Annotated in this window: 16 protein-coding genes; 8 read left to right on the top strand and 8 right to left on the bottom strand. The window is 60.2% G+C overall.

Going from position 1 to position 16,376, the window contains the following annotated elements; translation table 11 throughout:
• Window positions 1-23 precede the first annotated feature (23 nt).
• The 8 genes from ABD720_RS00455 to ABD720_RS00420 all read left to right on the top strand — a co-directional run bounded on the left by ABD720_RS00455 (window position 24) and on the right by ABD720_RS00420 (window position 9,498).
• Window positions 24-311, top strand: coding sequence for a DUF4936 family protein (locus ABD720_RS00455; protein WP_344761209.1), 288 nt, complete (start codon window positions 24-26; stop codon window positions 309-311).
• Window positions 302-1,033: an NRDE family protein gene (locus tag ABD720_RS00450; protein ID WP_344761208.1), complete on the top strand. Its 732-nt coding sequence runs from the start codon at window positions 302-304 to the stop codon at window positions 1,031-1,033. Before ABD720_RS00455 ends, ABD720_RS00450 begins: the two co-directional genes overlap by 10 nt.
• Before the next feature lie 451 nt (window positions 1,034-1,484).
• On the top strand, window positions 1,485-1,727 hold the full coding sequence (locus tag ABD720_RS00445; RefSeq protein ID WP_344761207.1) for a hypothetical protein: 243 nt from the start codon (window positions 1,485-1,487) through the stop codon (window positions 1,725-1,727).
• Between the two features lie 208 nt (window positions 1,728-1,935).
• Complete coding sequence (locus tag ABD720_RS00440; RefSeq protein ID WP_344761206.1) at window positions 1,936-2,688, top strand: hypothetical protein; 753 nt, start codon at window positions 1,936-1,938, stop codon at window positions 2,686-2,688.
• 309 nt (window positions 2,689-2,997) lie between these two features.
• Complete coding sequence (locus tag ABD720_RS00435; protein ID WP_344761205.1) at window positions 2,998-4,242, top strand: exonuclease SbcCD subunit D C-terminal domain-containing protein; 1,245 nt, start codon at window positions 2,998-3,000, stop codon at window positions 4,240-4,242.
• Window positions 4,239-7,997, top strand: a complete 3,759-nt coding sequence (locus ABD720_RS00430) for an AAA family ATPase (protein WP_344761204.1) — start codon at window positions 4,239-4,241, stop codon at window positions 7,995-7,997. Before ABD720_RS00435 ends, ABD720_RS00430 begins: the two co-directional genes overlap by 4 nt.
• 157 nt (window positions 7,998-8,154) lie before the next feature.
• Entirely contained in the window at window positions 8,155-8,994 is an 840-nt protein-coding gene (locus ABD720_RS00425) for a hypothetical protein (protein ID WP_344761203.1), read from the top strand.
• A 72-nt stretch (window positions 8,995-9,066) separates the two neighbouring features.
• Window positions 9,067-9,498 (top strand): hypothetical protein, encoded by a 432-nt coding sequence (locus ABD720_RS00420; protein WP_344761202.1) that lies wholly within the window; start codon window positions 9,067-9,069, stop codon window positions 9,496-9,498.
• 17 nt (window positions 9,499-9,515) lie between these two features.
• On the opposite strand, the gene ABD720_RS00415 is transcribed toward ABD720_RS00420, so the two are convergent.
• The 8 genes from ABD720_RS00415 to ABD720_RS00380 all read right to left on the bottom strand — a co-directional run bounded on the left by ABD720_RS00415 (window position 9,516) and on the right by ABD720_RS00380 (window position 16,366).
• Window positions 9,516-10,751 carry a cyclic di-GMP phosphodiesterase gene (locus ABD720_RS00415; RefSeq protein WP_344761201.1) on the bottom strand — a complete coding sequence of 412 codons (1,236 nt, stop codon included), beginning with the start codon at window positions 10,749-10,751 and terminating at the stop codon, window positions 9,516-9,518.
• A 77-nt stretch (window positions 10,752-10,828) separates the two neighbouring features.
• Window positions 10,829-11,740 (bottom strand): alpha/beta fold hydrolase, encoded by a 912-nt coding sequence (locus ABD720_RS00410; protein ID WP_344761200.1) that lies wholly within the window; start codon window positions 11,738-11,740, stop codon window positions 10,829-10,831.
• Between the two features lie 4 nt (window positions 11,741-11,744).
• Window positions 11,745-12,653: an SDR family oxidoreductase gene (locus ABD720_RS00405; protein ID WP_344761199.1), complete on the bottom strand. Its 909-nt coding sequence runs from the start codon at window positions 12,651-12,653 to the stop codon at window positions 11,745-11,747.
• A 51-nt stretch (window positions 12,654-12,704) separates the two neighbouring features.
• Window positions 12,705-13,661 (bottom strand): glutathione S-transferase family protein, encoded by a 957-nt coding sequence (locus ABD720_RS00400; protein ID WP_344761198.1) that lies wholly within the window; start codon window positions 13,659-13,661, stop codon window positions 12,705-12,707.
• Between the two features lie 95 nt (window positions 13,662-13,756).
• Window positions 13,757-14,752 carry an NADP-dependent oxidoreductase gene (locus ABD720_RS00395; RefSeq protein ID WP_344761197.1) on the bottom strand — a complete coding sequence of 332 codons (996 nt, stop codon included), beginning with the start codon at window positions 14,750-14,752 and terminating at the stop codon, window positions 13,757-13,759.
• Window positions 14,753-14,765: 13 nt separating this feature from the next.
• Window positions 14,766-15,209 (bottom strand): PaaI family thioesterase, encoded by a 444-nt coding sequence (locus ABD720_RS00390; RefSeq protein ID WP_344761196.1) that lies wholly within the window; start codon window positions 15,207-15,209, stop codon window positions 14,766-14,768.
• Complete coding sequence (locus tag ABD720_RS00385) at window positions 15,209-15,991, bottom strand: SDR family oxidoreductase (protein WP_344761195.1); 783 nt, start codon at window positions 15,989-15,991, stop codon at window positions 15,209-15,211. The genes ABD720_RS00390 and ABD720_RS00385 overlap by 1 nt, the downstream gene beginning before the upstream one ends.
• Window positions 15,992-16,039: 48 nt before the next feature.
• Complete coding sequence (locus ABD720_RS00380) at window positions 16,040-16,366, bottom strand: Dabb family protein (RefSeq protein WP_344761193.1); 327 nt, start codon at window positions 16,364-16,366, stop codon at window positions 16,040-16,042.
• Window positions 16,367-16,376: the final 10 nt, after the last annotated feature.

The raw sequence follows: 16,376 nt of genomic DNA, 5'->3' as shown, positions 1-16,376 counted from the left end.
CGACTACAGGAGTGCGCTGATCCATGGATATTTTTGTCTATTACACGATCCGCTCACAGGATGCAGCACTGGCACGGCAACGTGCTGCCGCGCTCCGGCAACGCATGGCTGCGGGGTACGACATCGCGGTGCAGCTGAAGCGACGTCCGGAAGAAAAAGAGGGACTGCAAACCTGGATGGAAATTTATCAGGATGTGCCCCCCGGCTTCGACACCGTGATCGAACATGTCGCCGCCGAGGAAGGACTGGCCATGCTGAGTCAGGGCTACCGCCACATCGAACATTTCGAGGACCTCGCGCCATGTGCCTGATTACCTTTGCGTGGCAAGTTATCCCCGGAAGGCCGTTGATCGCCGTGGCTAACCGCGATGAATTTCTGGACCGGCCAACCGCGGCCGCCGGCTGGTGGAGCGACTTCCCGCAAGTCTTTGCCGGGCGGGACCTGCAGGGTGGCGGCACCTGGATGGGCATCACGCGGGACGGACGCTTTGCGGCCATTACCAACGTACGAGCGCCCGATGAACAGCGTACCGACGTCCGTTCGCGCGGTGAGCTGGTGTCCGATTTTTTGACCGGAACGATCTCGTCGGAGGAATACGTCGCTCGGTTAGCCGCGCAAGCCGATGACTACAATGGCTTCAATCTGCTCGTGGGCGATTGCCATCAGCTACGCTGGTTTTCCAACCGCGCGGCCGACGATGCCCGTAATGGGCAGCCTATTTTGCCCGGTATCTATGGCCTGTCCAACGCAAAACTGGACTCACCGTGGCCGAAAGTGGTGCGTTCAAAAGCCGAATTTGCCAGCCTGCTCTGCCAGGGCGCCAGCGATGAAGCATTTTTTGAAATGTTGACCGATACCCGGCTCGCGACGGATTGCCGCTTACCCAAAACCGGACTGTCAATTGAACTGGAACGTGCACTCTCGGCAGTGTGCATCCACACGCCGGGCTATGGCACCCGGGCCTCGACCATCGTGCGGCTGGACACTGCCGACAATGCGTCATTGAATGAGCGCATTATTCTTCAGCACTAGGTGCCAGCATTCGTTGTCAGCCTAATTTGCCAGCATCGCGTCTGGCAATGACATCTCGCTTGAACACGACATTTCCCGGACGCAGTTACTCCACCGCACCGCTTCCGCATTTCCTACGTAAAGATGCGTCAATGTCCGATAGTGAGGTCGCCAAGGCCGGAAGTAGCATTAGCGTCTTGTCAACTTTCGGGAGCAGCAATGCATCTTCCAAGCGCGACGTTACAGCAGCATTCAATGCGCAGTCCGGTCCCTCCGACCTCGCGGGCCCCGGCCACGTCAACCAAGTCGGCGACCGCCGACCTCGAGCGGGCTGGCGATCCGAAAGTCGATAAAGTTCCAGCCAGAGGCGACCAGTAATAATCTCCTGATTCCGTAACACCGCTAGCACCGCACGACACTGCCAAAGAATTCTTTTTCCCCAAATCCGACTGACTTCACCGGGAGCACTCTCATGAAAAAATTTCTCATACTCGCCGCATTGACCTCGACCGTTATTTTTGCCGGTTGCGAACGCAAGGAAACCGTTGTTGTTCCAAGCACCGAGACACCAATGTCGACCCCGGGACCGAAGGGTGACACCGGTGCGATGGGCCCATCCGGCAGCACGACAGTAATTGTTCCGCCAGCAGCAACACCAATGCCGGCCGAACCTGCCCCGGCTACTCCGGCCGCTCCTGCGGAAGCACCGAAATAACTTTCACTAACGCGCAACACTGATCCGGCTGCCTCGCTACACGCGAGGCAGCCGGATTTTTTTTGACAAATTTATTTGTGGAACCTGACATGGCGTGACGACGACTCAATGATGGTCGGTTCCTGTGCGATGACAACAGCCCAGCCGTCGAGTTCATCCAGGTTTGGCGATTGTGCCAAGGGTTTAATTATTAGAGGAGTTACATCGCATGCCCGATCCAGTAGGCGGAACATCTGGCGCTAAACAGATACGGACCGGACTTGGAGCGGTTGAGGGCGAACCAGCGCCGAACCACTATCAGCAGCCAGACTGCGACTTGTCGCAGCCGGTAATTAAGCCTATCGGCTACCCGCAACCGCCAGACGATCTGAAGTTTTCCGAGGCAGTACAGCAGGAGGTGGCCCGGGCTGCCATTCCCTTCCATGAAGCCATTGATCACCTCAGTCAGCAGATAGACGAACTTCAACATCACATTGCGGCTCAGCATCAGCATATTGGACAGTTGCAGTCAGAAACCTCAAGCAACAGGACAGCGGACGGGGATTCGCCCGGTATCATGAAAAAACTCAGCTGGGCCGTCAAAAACTGTTTCGTTAAACCGGTAGCCGGGCTTGTTTGCGCCGGTCTGGCCGTTGGTGCTCTGGCACTGATGGTCACTCCGGTCGGACTGCCAGCGCTGCTTGTTCTTGGGACGTTATTGCAAGCAGCAGTACCGATCCTCGTCGGGTTTGCGCTTGGCGCTGGCCTCATTCACTCGATCTATGCGAACGACCAGACTAATAATCCTGCAGATCAGGAAGTCCGTCCGCATGAACCGGATGAGCTCAACGATCCGGAAGATAAAACCAAAGAAGATGAGCTCGAACCACCATTGGAGGAGTTCGAGCCAGATACGAAACCGATACAGCCCAAAAAAATCGTCACCGGTTATCCGCAAGGAAAACACGCGCTGTCAACGTAACCGCCACCCGACAACATTGAGGGGGAGTCTTTCGAATCTCCGCACCGCCGTACCCCAGCGCAACTTTGATAGAATCTGAAGGCGCCGCTCGCGACCTTTTCACAACGCCGTTTCGGGTCTCTTTCCGCATGTTGACGTCGCATTAGCTGAAACACGTCCGACCACGCTCGTGTACCGCTTCTACTCCAATTAGTCCGCGCTCCCCGACATCGGCCATCACGTAGCCCGGTATACTCCACACCAGCCACAAATTCTCCGGCTGACGACAATACCTGCATTGCCCATCGAACGCACCCAAAGGACACCAACTTGCGCTTCATCCATACCTCGGACTGGCACCTGGGCCAGACCTTGCATAATTTTGAACGTGGTTACGAACATCAGCAATTTCTCGACTGGCTGCTCGACACCCTGACCGCCGAGCAAGCCGAGGCGTTGCTGATTTCCGGGGATATTTTTGATAACGCCAATCCGTCTGCAGCTTCGCAAAAACAGTTTTACCGCTTCCTGCAGCAAGCCAAAGCACGCGTCCCGCATCTCGATATCGTCATCATCGCGGGCAACCATGACTCTCCCGGACGACTGGAGGCACCGGGCCCATTGCTGGAAACCCTGGATGCCCACGTCATCGGCTTCGTCCCCAGACTGGTCGATGGGACGATCGATCTTGCACGCCTGGTCGTGCCGCTGAAGAACCGTCACGGCGAGGTTGCCGCATGGTGCCTGGCGGTGCCATTCCTGCGACCGGGTGATGTGCCGCGCGTTGCCGATGACGGCGTCGCTGATCCGTACATGGCCGGTATCGCGCTGCTGTACCGGCAGGCGCTGGACCATGCGCTGACCCTGCGCCAGCCCGGTCAGGCCATCATTGCGCTGGGCCACTGCCACATGGTCGGTGGCGAAACCTCCGAGGATTCCGAACGGCGCATTGTCATCGGTGGCACGGAGGCACTGCCAGCGGGTCTGTTTGGTCCCGACATTGCCTATGCCGCGCTCGGACACCTGCATCTGGCCCAGCGCGTCGGCAAGCAGGACCGTCTGCGCTATTGCGGCAGTCCGATTCCGATGTCGTTTGCCGAAGTGGACTATCCGCATCAGGTATTGCGGGTTGACCTCGACGGCGAACTGCTGGCTGCAATCACGCCGCTGCAGGTGCCACGCGCAGTTGACCTGCTGCGCGTACCAAAGCAGCCTGCGTCGATCGACGTCGTACTGGCAGCACTGGCCACACTCGCCCTGCCCGCCACCGACGATGTCCGGCGCCATCCGTATCTGGAAGTGCGGATAAGCCTGGATGCGCCCGAACCCGGACTGCGGTCCCGCATCGAGGCCGCACTGCTAGGCAAGCCGGTCCGGCTCGCCAGAATAGACACCCGCTTTGCCGCACGCAGCGCCACCGAAACCGTCACGCTGTCGCTCGACGAGTTCGATCGGCTGCAACCGGAAGACATCTTCAACCAGCTTTATCGCAGCAAGTTCAATGACGATGCGCCGAGCGAACTGCGGGCCGTCTTTGCCGAACTGGTACTCAATCCTGCCGAAGGCATCGCATGAAAATCCTGGCAATTCGCGGTTGCAACCTGGCCTCGCTGGCGGGCGATTTTGCAGTCGACTTCGAGCAGGAGCCGCTGAAGTCGGCCGGCCTGTTCGCCATCTCCGGCCCCACTGGGGCCGGCAAAAGTACCCTGCTCGATGCGCTCTGCATGGCACTGTACGAAAATACGCCGCGCCTGATCAAGGCCGGCAACAAGAATCTGCCGGATGTCGGCAACACGACCGTCACGCAACAAGACCCCCGCAACCTGCTGCGACGCGGCACCGCCGAAGGCTATGCCGAGGTCGATTTTGTGGGCAATGACGATCACGCCTATCGTGCGCGCTGGAGCGTGCGGCGCGCGCGCGGCAAGGTCGATGGCGGTCTGCAAAAGACCATCATGAGCCTCCACCGCCTGCCCGGACTGCAACCGATAGGCGGCACCAGCAAGGAAGTTCTGGCAGAAATCGTCCAGCGTATCGGGTTGACGTTCGAGCAGTTCACGCGTGCCGTGCTGCTGGCGCAAAACGAGTTTTCCGCATTCCTGAAAGCCGATGACAACGACCGTGGCGAGCTGCTCGAAACCCTCACTGGCAGCACTATTTACAGCACGCTGTCGCAACGCGCCTTTGCACGCGCGCGACTGGAACAGGACGGACTGCAGCGGCTCAACGACCGTCTGGCCGACCAGTCTCCGCTGGATGACGAGGCCCGCAGCCAGCTTGAGCAGCAATCCGCTGCTGCCGATAGCGTGCTGGCAAATCTCGGTGTGCAACATCATCAGCTTGACGTGCGGCTGCGTTGGCATCTGGACGATGACAAACTGTGCCAGAACGAGCAGAGCGCGCACGAACAACTGCGCCTGGCCCGGGAACAGCACGACACTGCGCAATCTCGACGCACGGAATTGGAACGGATCGATGCGGTCCAGCCGGCGCGTGCGCTGGTCACTGACGTCGATCGCCTGACGCGCAGCATTGCCGCAAACCAGCTGGCATTGACCGCCTGCCGCACTGCGCTGGAGAGCGCCGGCATTGCGCGTGTTGAAGCGGACTTGGCCGCCGAGCTTGCCCGGCGCAAGTTGCTGGACACCGAGCAAGCGCAATTCGCCGCAGCCCCGCAGCTCGATCGCGCCAAGGCACTCGACGCCCGCATCGATGCGCTTCTGCCAGTACGCCGGCAGGCATTGCAGGCAAAGACCAATACCGAGAATGCCACCGCACTGTTACGCCATCAGCATCAGGAACGCCAGTGCGCATTGGACAACGCGCTGCACCTGCGGCATGACACCGAACAGTGGCTGGCGCTGCACACGGCGCTGCAGCCATTGGCCCACGACTGGCCACGCTGGGACGTGCTGCTGACGCAATCGGCTGCCAGCCGTGACGATATCGGCAAGGCCGAGGCGGCACTGGTGACGCTCTCCGGCGAGGCCGTGCAACAGCGTGGACTGCTCAGCGTCGCCAACCAGACGCTGACTGACGCCGGCAACGTATTGGCCCGCACCGATCAGCAGCGCCAGCAAATCCTGCGGCAGCACGCCGGCATCGACATTGCCAGCATCACCGCACGCAAAATGCTGGCAGAGCGACGCCGCGACCAGCTGACCGACGGCGAACAGCTCTGGCGCAACCTGGTCGAACGACAGCTAAGGGCACAAGAACTGGACCAACAGTCCCGCGCCAGCCAGCAAGCGGCGACTGCGGCGGACACCGCGTGCGGACAGATCAGCGCGCAAATCATCCCGCTTGCCGCCGCACTGGCACAAGCCGAACGCGCGCTCCGGAACGCCGAAGCCGCCTGCGCTGCCAGCGTCGAAACCTTGCGCGACGCGCTCGACGACCAGGCGCCCTGCCCGGTCTGCGGTGCCACCGAACACCCTTACGCCAACACCAGCGCGCAACTGCATGCACTGCTCGCCAGCCTGCACAAGGATGTCGCCGACTGTCGGCAGCAGCACCAGCACGCGCAACAGCAGCACGGTATCCAGATCGCCCTTGCGGCCAGTCATCAGGCACGCCACACGGCGCTCGCGCTGGAACAGCAGCAAGTCCGGGCCGGGCTGGACGGGTTCGTCAGGCAATGGCAGGAGCACGCCATCTCGGTGGAACTGACAGAGATGGCGGCGAGCGAGCGGGCCGACTGGTTCACAAGCCAGCGCGCCACGCTGGACACAACCTTGCTGGACTACCGCCAGCAAGAAACGGCCTGGCAGCAATCCGTGACACTACGCGACGAAGCGCAAGCTGCCTTCGATGTCGCAACCAGCCGGCATGTCATCTGCAAGGACTCGGTACAGACTATTCAGACCGCGCTGACCGGTATCGAATCGGCGCATCAGGCGATGGCAGCGCAACTGGCGCAATGCAGAGAACGGCTGGCCGCCAGCCTGAATCAGCTCGATGCCGGATTTGCCACATCAACCACCGCAGCCACCGCCGACTGGCGGCGCGACTGGCACACCGATCCGCAAGCCTTTCATGCACAGTGCGCCGATCGGGTCGGGCAATGGCAAACCCGTCATGGCGCACTCGACCTGTCGCACCAGAACTGCGCCACGCTGACCAAAGAAACCACCGACCTGCTCGCTGCAGTCGCCAAGGCCGGGATCGAAGAAACCAGCGCGACCCGTATTTTTACGGCGGGCGACAATGCACTCGATGCGCTCAAGGCGGAACGCCAGCAGCTGTTCAGTGGCGACCCGGTGCAACAGGTCGAAAGCCAATTGGCCAGCCAGCTCGCTACCGCCAAAACCACGCTGGCACAGCTGACCCAGCTCAGCAACAACAGCAGCCAGTTACAGGCGCGCCATGCTGAAGCCCTCGACCAGGCAACAACGCGTCAGGCAGACCATGCGGGCGAGGCACGGGCGGCGTCGGACACGCTTGCCGACTGGATCACCCGGTTCCCGCAAGCCTCTGATGGTGCGGCGTTAAGCACCGCCACGCTGCATGCCTTGCTGGCCCGTTCGATGGCTGAAATTTCTACCGAGCGCGCAGCACTGCACGCCATCGACGTCGCGGTCCAGCAAGCAAACTCGGTACACCAGGAACGCAGCAGCCAGCGACAAGCGCACCAGCAGCAGAAACCGTCCGAGGAAGGCACTGACGCGACGACCATCGATGCACTTCGACAAGCACTGCAAGCGGCCGCCACCGAGCGCGAAGCAGCGCAGGTCCGAGTCACCGAATTCCAGCTGGCACTGCGACAGGACCAGGCACGGCGCGTCCACGCCGCGGACCTGCTCGATGCGCTGACCCGACAAAAAGCGGTTACCCGCGTCTGGGCGCAACTCAACGACCTGATCGGCGCGGCAGACGGCAAAAAATTCCGCAACTACGCCCAGCAATTCACGCTCGACGTACTGCTCGGTTACGCCAACCATCACCTCAATGCCCTGTCGCGCCGATACCGGTTGCAGCGTATCCCCGAGATGCTGGGAATGGTGGTAATCGACCAGGACATGGGCGACGAAATGCGTTCGGTCCATTCGCTCTCCGGTGGCGAGTCGTTTCTGGTATCGCTGGCGCTGGCACTCGGTCTGGCCTCGCTGTCATCAAACCGGGTACGGGTGGAATCGCTGTTCATCGATGAAGGCTTCGGCAGTCTGGATGCCGATACGCTGAGTGTGGCGATGGCGGCGCTGGATGGCTTGCAATCGATGGGCCGCAAGGTAGGCGTGATCTCGCATGTGCAGGAGATGACAGAGCGGATTGCGACGACGATACTGGTTGAACGGCTGACGGGGGGAAGTAGCCGTGTGGTGATTTGCTGAGGCAGGGATGGAGACTGAAGGGGTCGGCATCCGGCACGCACAATGGAACCAGGCTTCTTGTAGAGCGACTGAAAGAAAAGGGGGGTGGTCTGGCTTTGGTTAGCGGTTTGCCCGTTTGTCTGGATACTTGGCACAGTACTCATTAGAGAAAACCATCATGGCACCACCAATCTCCCGAAATCTATTTACGCCGACATTACCATCGATACAGGAAGAGAAGGAGGCAACAGGATCTGCCTCCGCTGCCAAAACAAACAATGCCTCCGCCCTTCACGTCAAAGCTGCCGACACACCGCAGCCAATTCTCACTGCAAGTCCAGAAGACCAGGCAAAAGTATCCACACAGGCGGCAGCCTTGCCTGAAGATGGCAAGGCAGCCGTATCAAATGTATCGGGTGTCTATGCGAACAAGTTCGCCAGCCTGGTCAACAAAGTCATCCAGCTTGGCCCGAAGCAGACATCGACTGGCCATGTGGCCCTGCCTGAAAAGGGCCAGCAGCACGAATCGATTGGCTATCCTGCCGGACCGGCAAACGGCAAGGCAAATCATGGTCAAGTGCCTGGCATTGCTGTTGGGGGTCCTGGCCAGTTTCCCTCTCAAGATTACACGGTGCCTTCGCAGCAAACTATCCCGGCGTCCCCTGGCCCGGAAAAGAAAATGTTCAGCGCAATCCGAAAAGCGTTTCCGAAAATTGCCATTATTGGTGGATCGATGATTGCAGGATTTGTAGTCGGGCACGTGGTTGCCGGACTGGCGACAGTTTTTCTGGGACCCTTGCTAGGCTCACTGCTCGGCATTGGTGCCGGCATGGCAACAACGCAGAAATTGATGCAGTTCGCTAATGCTCATGCAACTGAAGCAGAGGACAACGTCGACCAGGAAATGTCCGGTCCCGGAGAAGGCGAGCCCTATGAAGCTCCGCACGTACAGCCGGCAATAGGATATCCGGCGGGAAAGTATCACGGTCCGAAGCCAGCGGGATATCCGACTATATGACCGCATCTCCCATCGACTTATTGACGTGATTTGCTGAAATCTATCGACATTAACCAGCACGGGAATACCCCAATGCACCTATATTCCGCACCCCAGACGAACACCCTGGTCGTCCAGGACCAGTCCGCCGACACTCCGTTCGACCCCGCCGCTTTCTCCAGCCTGGTTGCCGATCCGGCCCACACCGAGGCACTGCGCAACATCCAGAACGAAGCCCATGCCTTGCTCGACCAGGCGGTTGCCGACCTGATCCTTGCACTCGGTGTCGCCGAGCCATTGCGTCCGACACTGGGTGCCAATAGTGTCGTCAATGTACGCGCATTGGCAACCTCATCCCGGCAATCCACCGAAGCCGCGCTGGCGCGGCGCAAGTTTGCACGGGACATGATCATTGCCGGGCTGCTGAATCGCCAGAATGACGAATGGGACATGACCGACGCGTCAACTTATCAGACCGAAACCAGCGATCCTGTCGTGGCCCTGCTGCGCATGCCGGGACTATAACGTGCACTGAACCCAGTTCAGGCGCTACCCCTACCGTCATCCAGCCAATAGCGATTGATGTCAGTGAGCCCCCATTTGCCGGCCTCTTCGCGCGAGACAATTTTGTCGTTGGTGGCGGGGTTGGCCAGGTCGAGCAATTCCGGCTTGATGTGACTCATGGCCTTCGATGAAAAAAACACCCGCACTTTCGGCTTGAGCAGCGACTTGCTTTCCTGCTGCTCGACCACCACGCCTAACCGTCCCGACTCCAGCCGCACCAGCGTGCCGACCGGATAAATTCCGATGCTGCGCACGAACGCCTGGAACACCACCTCGTCAAAATGTCCCTTGCTCCATTCCGCCATCTTGCTCAGCGACTCGGATGGGCACCAGCCCTGCTTGTACGGACGGTTCGAGGTAATCGCGTCGTACACATCGCAGACCGCTCCCATGCGCGCAAACAGACTGATCTGCTCCCCGGCCAACCGGTCCGGGTAGCCACTGCCGTTCATTTTTTCATGATGATGCAGGCATACATCGAGCGCGATGTCGCTGATGCCGGTGGCGTCAAGCAGCATTTTGTGGCCGGCTGCAGGGTGCTGTTTGACTGACACGAATTCTTCATCAGTCAGTTTGCCAGGCTTGTTCAGGATGGTCGATGGCACGGCCATCTTGCCGATGTCATGCAGCAAACCGGCCAGGCCGAGTTCACGGGTCGTGTTGTCATCCAGACCGAGCTGGTTCGCCAATGCAATCATCAGCGCGCAGACCGCCACCGAATGCATGTAGGTGTAATCGTCTGCCGTCTTCAGTCGCGCCAGACCAATCAGCGCACCGGGGTTACGCATGACCGAGGCCGCGATTTCTTCGACCAGCGGCATGGCATTCCGGGCGTCGATGGCTTTGCCCATGCGGGCTTCGCTGAACATGGACACGACTGCTGCGCGGGACTTGTTGACGATGGTGGTGGCATTGCCGATTTCGTCGGCCATGGAGACCCGTCTGATTTCGCGGTAGGCGAGCCGGGGCGGCGCGACAACTGCCACCGCAGGTGATTCAGCGTCGGGGTCGTCGCTGGCGGGCGCGAGAACATCCAGTCCTTTGCTCGTGTCTATCCAGACTTCCTCGGCAAGGCTGCCATGGATTTTCGAGAGTGTTTCTGCATCTTCCAGCAGGAAGGATTTTTTCCAGAACGGCGCATCCAGCCAGGCGATGCACAATTCCTGAATATACATGCCAGGCCTGAGCTCTTCCACCTGGATTTTTTTTAACATGGCGCTTACCTGATCCTGTTTGCCGTTGGGGTGACGAATGATAACAAGCTTGGCGCGCAGTCATAGAGGACTTGCGCTCAAGCACCGTTTGCTTTTTCATCAATGAAGCCGCGTAGCAGGCGATTCACCAGCGCCGGTTGCTCATGGATGATCCAGTGCGATGCATCGGCTACGCGTTCAATCCGGAGATCATCGCAAAACTGATCCAGTCCATCGAGCAAAGTTTTTGGCAACGCGAAGTCGGTCTCGCCCCAGATCACCCGGGTGGGCACCGTGATCCGGAAGTCGGCCGGATTCATGGTCAGCTTCAGCGGCCCGGGGTGCGCCTCGGTCGGCGGATGCAGCGGCGACGCGCGATAGTAATTGACACCGCCACGCAAGCCGCGCCGCCAGCAGGCGTGATAGCGCTCCCTCACTGCATCGGTGAACCACGCCGCAGGCGGTTGTCCCATGCCATTGAAGAAGCCGTCGAGCAACAGGAAATCGTTCTTTTCCAGCGCCGCTTCGGAGCCCTCCGCGCGCAGCCAGTTCATGTAGTCGCTGGAGGCTTTCTGATGCGGATCGGTGGCCAGCGCCTGCATGAACAGGTAGGGATGCGGCGAGTTGACGATGATCAGCTGGTGCAGCAACTGCGGCATCGCGATCGCCAGATTCCAGGCGATTGCACCACCCCAGTCATGCGCCACCAGAATGCATTGCTCGTAACCTAATTGTGCAATCAGCAGACGCAGATCATCGACGATGTGACGCGCCTTGTAGTCCGCCAGATTCGGCGGCATGTCGGACAGATTAAAGCCACGCAAGTCCGGCGCAACCGCAAAATGCGTGCTGCCAAACTCCTGCAATTGCGCTTCCCACTCGAACCAGCATTCCGGAAACCCATGCACGAACAGCACCAGTGGCTGGCCCGGCTCGCCGGCGCTGGCGTAATGCAGCCGGGTTCCGTTCGACAATGCGGCAAACTGCCCCGACCTGACGGTGGCGGTCATCGCGTCAGGCTCCGGCTTTGAGCTTGGCTTGCAGCATCTCTCGGACATGCTCGGCGCCGGCATACGGGTCACCGGGATTGGTTTGCGAGATGATTTCTTCCATCCGCTTCTGCACATGACCGAGCGCCTGCGGATGCGAATAGATGTAGAACTGACCATCGGCAATCGCCTCGAAGGTCATCGCCCCGACCGCAGCCGCCGTGACCTTGCCGGAACTGACCGCCTTGTCGGACATCGCTTGCGCGGCCAGCTGGCTGGTGGTCGGACGTGCCGCATTGGCGACATCTTCCGGACGATTGCGATGCGATTGCGAAATCCCGGTCGGCACAAAATACGGGCACAGCACCGAGGCACTGATCGGTGCCTCGACCAGTTTCAGGTCCTGATACAGCGACTCGGTCAGCGACACCACCGCATGCTTGGAGACGTTGTAGACACCCATCGTCGGCGCATTGAGCAAGCCGGCCATCGAGGCAGTATTGACGATGTGGCCTTCGTAATCGGGGTCCTGTCTGGCGCAGGCCAGCATCAGCGGCGTGAAGATGCGCACGCCGTGAATCACGCCCCACAGGTTCACGCCCAGCACCCACTCCCAGTCGGCCTGGGTGTTTTCCCAGACCAGTCCGCCGGAGCCGACGCCGGCATTGTTGAACAGCAGATGTACCGCACCGAAGCGGGCCATGGTGGCATCGGCCAGCGCCTGGACTTCTTCGGCGTGACGCACGTCGCAGCGCAGCGCCAGCACCTCGGCACCCAGCGCTTCGAGTTCGGTCTTGACACGGTCCAGCGCATCCTGCTGCACATCGGCCAGCACCAGTTTCATGCCCAGACCTGCGCCGATCAAGGCAAACTCCCGACCGAAGCCGCTGGCGCCGCCGGTGATGACGGCGACCTTACCGTTGAAATTTTTCATGCTGTCTCCTGATGGATTGTTATTGCTTGTTGTTGTTTGTTGTTTGTTGTTTTAGGCTGCGGCTTTTTCAAGCGCCGATTTGAGTTGATACCCGATGCGCGGAAAGTGGACAACCACCAGTCCGGCCCGTTCATCGACGCGACGCAGCGCCAGTTCGGTGGCACTGGCGAAGACCAGTTCGCCTTCGACCGGATCAAACGCATAGTCGGTGGGCGTGATCGTTACGCGATCGCCCAGTGCGATCCCGTGCAGGTGCAACAGCGTAGCTTCGCCTGCGGCTTCAACGGCCATCGGCGTGCTATTGCGCGAAATCTCCAGCGCTTCGGTGCTGGTCATCTTGTCGTACTGATGATGGCCGATGGCGGCCATCCTGTCGGCCCATGCCAGCAAGCGCGGCGCGCGCTCAAGGATCGCCGACAGGCCGGCGATGCGACGCACGTACCAGATCGGGTGGTACACAGAAAAGTCAGCTATCGTCGGCTGCGCACCAAGCAGATAGAGCTTGCCGTCGGCCAGCATCGCCTCGATCCGATCAAGATAATCGATCAGGCTGGCCGTGGCTTCCTGGACCGGCATGCGCGGTGCATTGCCGCGCATGGCAGCGCGGTCTGCGCCGAAGGCTTGCAGGTGTTCGGGTGGCAGACTGCCGAACATTGCCTGCAGTCCGGCGGGCTGGAACGCATACGCAATCGCGGTCCAGAACAAGGTGGTGTCGGCCCATTGCGCGAGTGTGCGGGCCACCCCGGCGCTGGCTGGCGGAGTCAGCGACGGTGTCGGTGCCAGACGTTCCAGCACGTCGGCAATCAACGCGGTATCGCAATAAATATCCGCGCCGATTTGCAGCACCGGCGTACGCCGATAGCCACCGGTCAGCGCGACCACATCCGGTTTTGGCATGATGGCCGGAATCATCACCGACTTCCAGGCGAGCTGTTTGTAGCCCAGCAGCAGTCGGGCTTTTTCCGCGAACGGAGAATTGGGGTAGTGGTGCAGGATCAGGTCTGGCATTCATGGCTCCAGGTTGGCTGTTGCGTTGACGTTCATTCAATCGGAAGCACAGGCAGCATGATGTGCCTGCGCTTCCCTGCCTAAGATTCGGAGCGCTAGACCAGCTTCACCAGCTGCTTGCCGAAATTCTTGCCTTTCAGCAGACCCATGAAGGCTTCCGGTGCAGCGGCCAGTCCCTCGGCCACCGACTCGCGGAACTTCAGTTTTCCGGTGGCGACCAGCGTGCCGAGTTCCTTCAGGCCTTCTGGCCAGAATTCGAGGTGCTCGGCGACGATGAAGCCACGTATCGTCAGGCGCATCGTCAGGATCATGCGCACATTGTTCATCACCATCGGCTCGCCGTTGTAGCCGGCGATCAGGCCGCACATGGCAATCCGGCCAAACGGATTCATGCGTGCCAGTGCGGCATCGAACACCACGCCACCGACGTTTTCAAAAATCGCGTCGATGCCATCCGGCGTCGCAGCAGCGAGGTCGGCGAGGAAGGTTGGCGACTTGTAATCGACGCAGGCATCGAAGCCGAGTTCATCAACCACGTAGGCGCATTTTTCCGGGCCACCGGCGATGCCGACGGCGCGGCAGCCGCGTATCCTGGCGAGCTGGCCGACCACGCTGCCAACCGCACCGCTGGCGGCCGAGACGACGATGGTTTCGCCGGCTTTTGGCTGCATGATCTGGGTCAGGCCATACCAGGCGGTCATGCCGGGCATCCCGACCGAACCCAGATAGGCCGACAACGGGATATGCGCGGTGTCGACCTTGCGCAGCATCTGACCGTCGGAAACACACATCTCGGCCCAGCCCGAACCGCCGACGACCTTGTCGCCGACCGAAAATTTTGTATTCTTGCTGTCGATGACTTCACCAACGGTGCCGCCGATCATCACTTCGCCGATGGCTTGTGGCGCGGCGTAGCTCTTGGTGTCTTCCATGCGGCCGCGCATGTACGGATCAAGCGACAGGTAATGGTTACGGATCAATACCTGACCATCCGTGATGGTCGGCACGGGTGCTGTTTCGAGACGGAAGTTGTCGGCAGAGACAGCGCCTTTCGGGCGCGACGCGAGGACGATTTTTTGGTAAGTAGTCATTGGGTCTCCAGAGTCAGGGGGTGGATGTGTGGTCGATCTTGCGGGCGGCGTCCGCCCGCTTCAAAAATTTGAAGGTGCCCATGGCTTTGGCCACCAGTTGCTGGCCGCTCCAGACTTCGCCTTCGCAAAACACCAGCGTGGTGGCGCGATGGTAAGCCCGGCCCTTGGCAACGAGACGGGTGCCGGGCTGGCCGGCCGGACGCATGAACGTGGTGTTCATGTCGACTGTGACGGCACCGATGGCGCTTGGTTCCAGCGACCTGCCCGCCATCGCCATGGCGACATCGAGCAACGTCATCGTGACGCCGCCATGGCCGACGTGCCAGCTATTCATGTGGCGTTCGGCGAGTGTCAGCGCAACCTGCGCCTGGCCGTCTTCCATGCCCAGGAACTCGACCCCGAGCTCCTGCAAAAATGGAATCTCGACCGGAAAAGGCTTGGCAGTGGTCCAGTCCATCAGACCGCCGAGACACCGCCATCCACCGCCAGGATCTGGCCGGTGATGTGCTTGCCGGCATCCGATGCGAACAGCAGCGCGGCGCCTTTCAGGTCTTCATCGTCGCCGATGCGTTGCAATGGAGCGTGGGTCGCCAGTTCGTCCTTGCCGAGGATGGCCAGCAAGCCATTGGTCATCTTGGACGGAAAAAATCCTGGTGCCAGCGCATTCACGGTGATGCCATGCGGGCCCCACTCGCCCGCCAGCGTACGAGTGAAATTGACCACCGCGCCTTTGGAGGTGTTGTACGCAATGGTTTGCATCGTGCCCGGCGCATTGCCGGACAGGCCGGCGATCGAGGCGACGTTGATGATGCGGCCATATTTGCGCGGGATCATCGAGCGCTTGCCGACTGCCTGCGAGAGCAGAAAGATGCTGCGTATGTTCAGGTTCATGACCTTGTCCCATGCCGCCACCGGATGGTCTTCGGCCGGTGCGCCCCAGGTCGCGCCGGCGTTGTTGACCAGAATATCGATGTGACCAAGACGCTTCAGGGCCTCGGTCACCAGCTCGTCAACCGCTGCATCTTTGGACAGGTCCGCGACAATTGCGGTGGCCGTGATGCCGCGGCTTTTCAGATGTGCGATGGCTTCGTCGAGTTCGGACTGCTTGCGTGACGACAGCACGACGGTGGCGCCCTGCTCGCCCAGCGCTTCGGCGATTTGCAGGCCGAGGCCGCGTGAGCTGCCGGTGACCAGTGCGGTCTTGCCGTCGAGATTGAAGAGTTGCTGGATGGTGCGCATGCGGTCTCCTTGCGGGTTAGGTGCTTGTTATGTTTTGGGAAGAACTTGTTACGGTGCAGCGCTCACTGGCGCTTCGGACAGCACATCCATGCAGTGACGCGTTTCGCGTACTGCACCGATAAATGGTTTGGTGGCGAGATGGACCGGATGGGACTGGTAATCGTCGAGCGCATGCGCCGTATCGAATTCCGAATCCAGCAAAATGTCGCAGGTACATTCAAGGCCGGGCTGGGCCAGAGACACTTCGAACTTCCGCATCCCCGGCACGATGTCCCTGCAACTTTCCAGCAGGACTTTCATCTGCAGCAGATTGGTCGCTTTGTCGTTGCCTTCGGCCTGGTCTTTCAGGGTCCACATCACGATATGTTTGATCATCTTGTCTTTA

The organism is Actimicrobium antarcticum (assembly GCF_039536745.1).
In the GTDB taxonomy this organism is placed as follows: Bacteria; Pseudomonadota; Gammaproteobacteria; order Burkholderiales; family Burkholderiaceae_D; genus Actimicrobium; species Actimicrobium antarcticum.
The sequence above is the reverse complement of the archived record's forward strand: the minus strand, read 5'-3'. Positions and strand labels throughout refer to the sequence as shown.

What these genes read in the sequence shown, in the direction of transcription:
- ABD720_RS00455 (WP_344761209.1), top strand. Translation starts at nt 24, where the DNA reads ATGGATATTTTTGTCTATTACACGATCCGCTCACAGGATGCAGCACTG.
- ABD720_RS00450 (WP_344761208.1), top strand. Translation starts at nt 302, where the DNA reads ATGTGCCTGATTACCTTTGCGTGGCAAGTTATCCCCGGAAGGCCGTTG.
- ABD720_RS00445 (WP_344761207.1), top strand. Translation starts at nt 1,485, where the DNA reads ATGAAAAAATTTCTCATACTCGCCGCATTGACCTCGACCGTTATTTTT.
- ABD720_RS00440 (WP_344761206.1), top strand. Translation starts at nt 1,936, where the DNA reads ATGCCCGATCCAGTAGGCGGAACATCTGGCGCTAAACAGATACGGACC.
- ABD720_RS00430 (WP_344761204.1), top strand. Translation starts at nt 4,239, where the DNA reads ATGAAAATCCTGGCAATTCGCGGTTGCAACCTGGCCTCGCTGGCGGGC.
- ABD720_RS00425 (WP_344761203.1), top strand. Translation starts at nt 8,155, where the DNA reads ATGGCACCACCAATCTCCCGAAATCTATTTACGCCGACATTACCATCG.
- ABD720_RS00420 (WP_344761202.1), top strand. Translation starts at nt 9,067, where the DNA reads ATGCACCTATATTCCGCACCCCAGACGAACACCCTGGTCGTCCAGGAC.
- ABD720_RS00415 (WP_344761201.1), bottom strand. Translation starts at nt 10,751, where the DNA reads ATGTTAAAAAAAATCCAGGTGGAAGAGCTCAGGCCTGGCATGTATATT.
- ABD720_RS00410 (WP_344761200.1), bottom strand. Translation starts at nt 11,740, where the DNA reads ATGACCGCCACCGTCAGGTCGGGGCAGTTTGCCGCATTGTCGAACGGA.
- ABD720_RS00405 (WP_344761199.1), bottom strand. Translation starts at nt 12,653, where the DNA reads ATGAAAAATTTCAACGGTAAGGTCGCCGTCATCACCGGCGGCGCCAGC.
- ABD720_RS00400 (WP_344761198.1), bottom strand. Translation starts at nt 13,661, where the DNA reads ATGCCAGACCTGATCCTGCACCACTACCCCAATTCTCCGTTCGCGGAA.
- ABD720_RS00395 (WP_344761197.1), bottom strand. Translation starts at nt 14,752, where the DNA reads ATGACTACTTACCAAAAAATCGTCCTCGCGTCGCGCCCGAAAGGCGCT.
- ABD720_RS00390 (WP_344761196.1), bottom strand. Translation starts at nt 15,209, where the DNA reads ATGGACTGGACCACTGCCAAGCCTTTTCCGGTCGAGATTCCATTTTTG.
- ABD720_RS00385 (WP_344761195.1), bottom strand. Translation starts at nt 15,991, where the DNA reads ATGCGCACCATCCAGCAACTCTTCAATCTCGACGGCAAGACCGCACTG.
- ABD720_RS00380 (WP_344761193.1), bottom strand. Translation starts at nt 16,366, where the DNA reads ATGATCAAACATATCGTGATGTGGACCCTGAAAGACCAGGCCGAAGGC.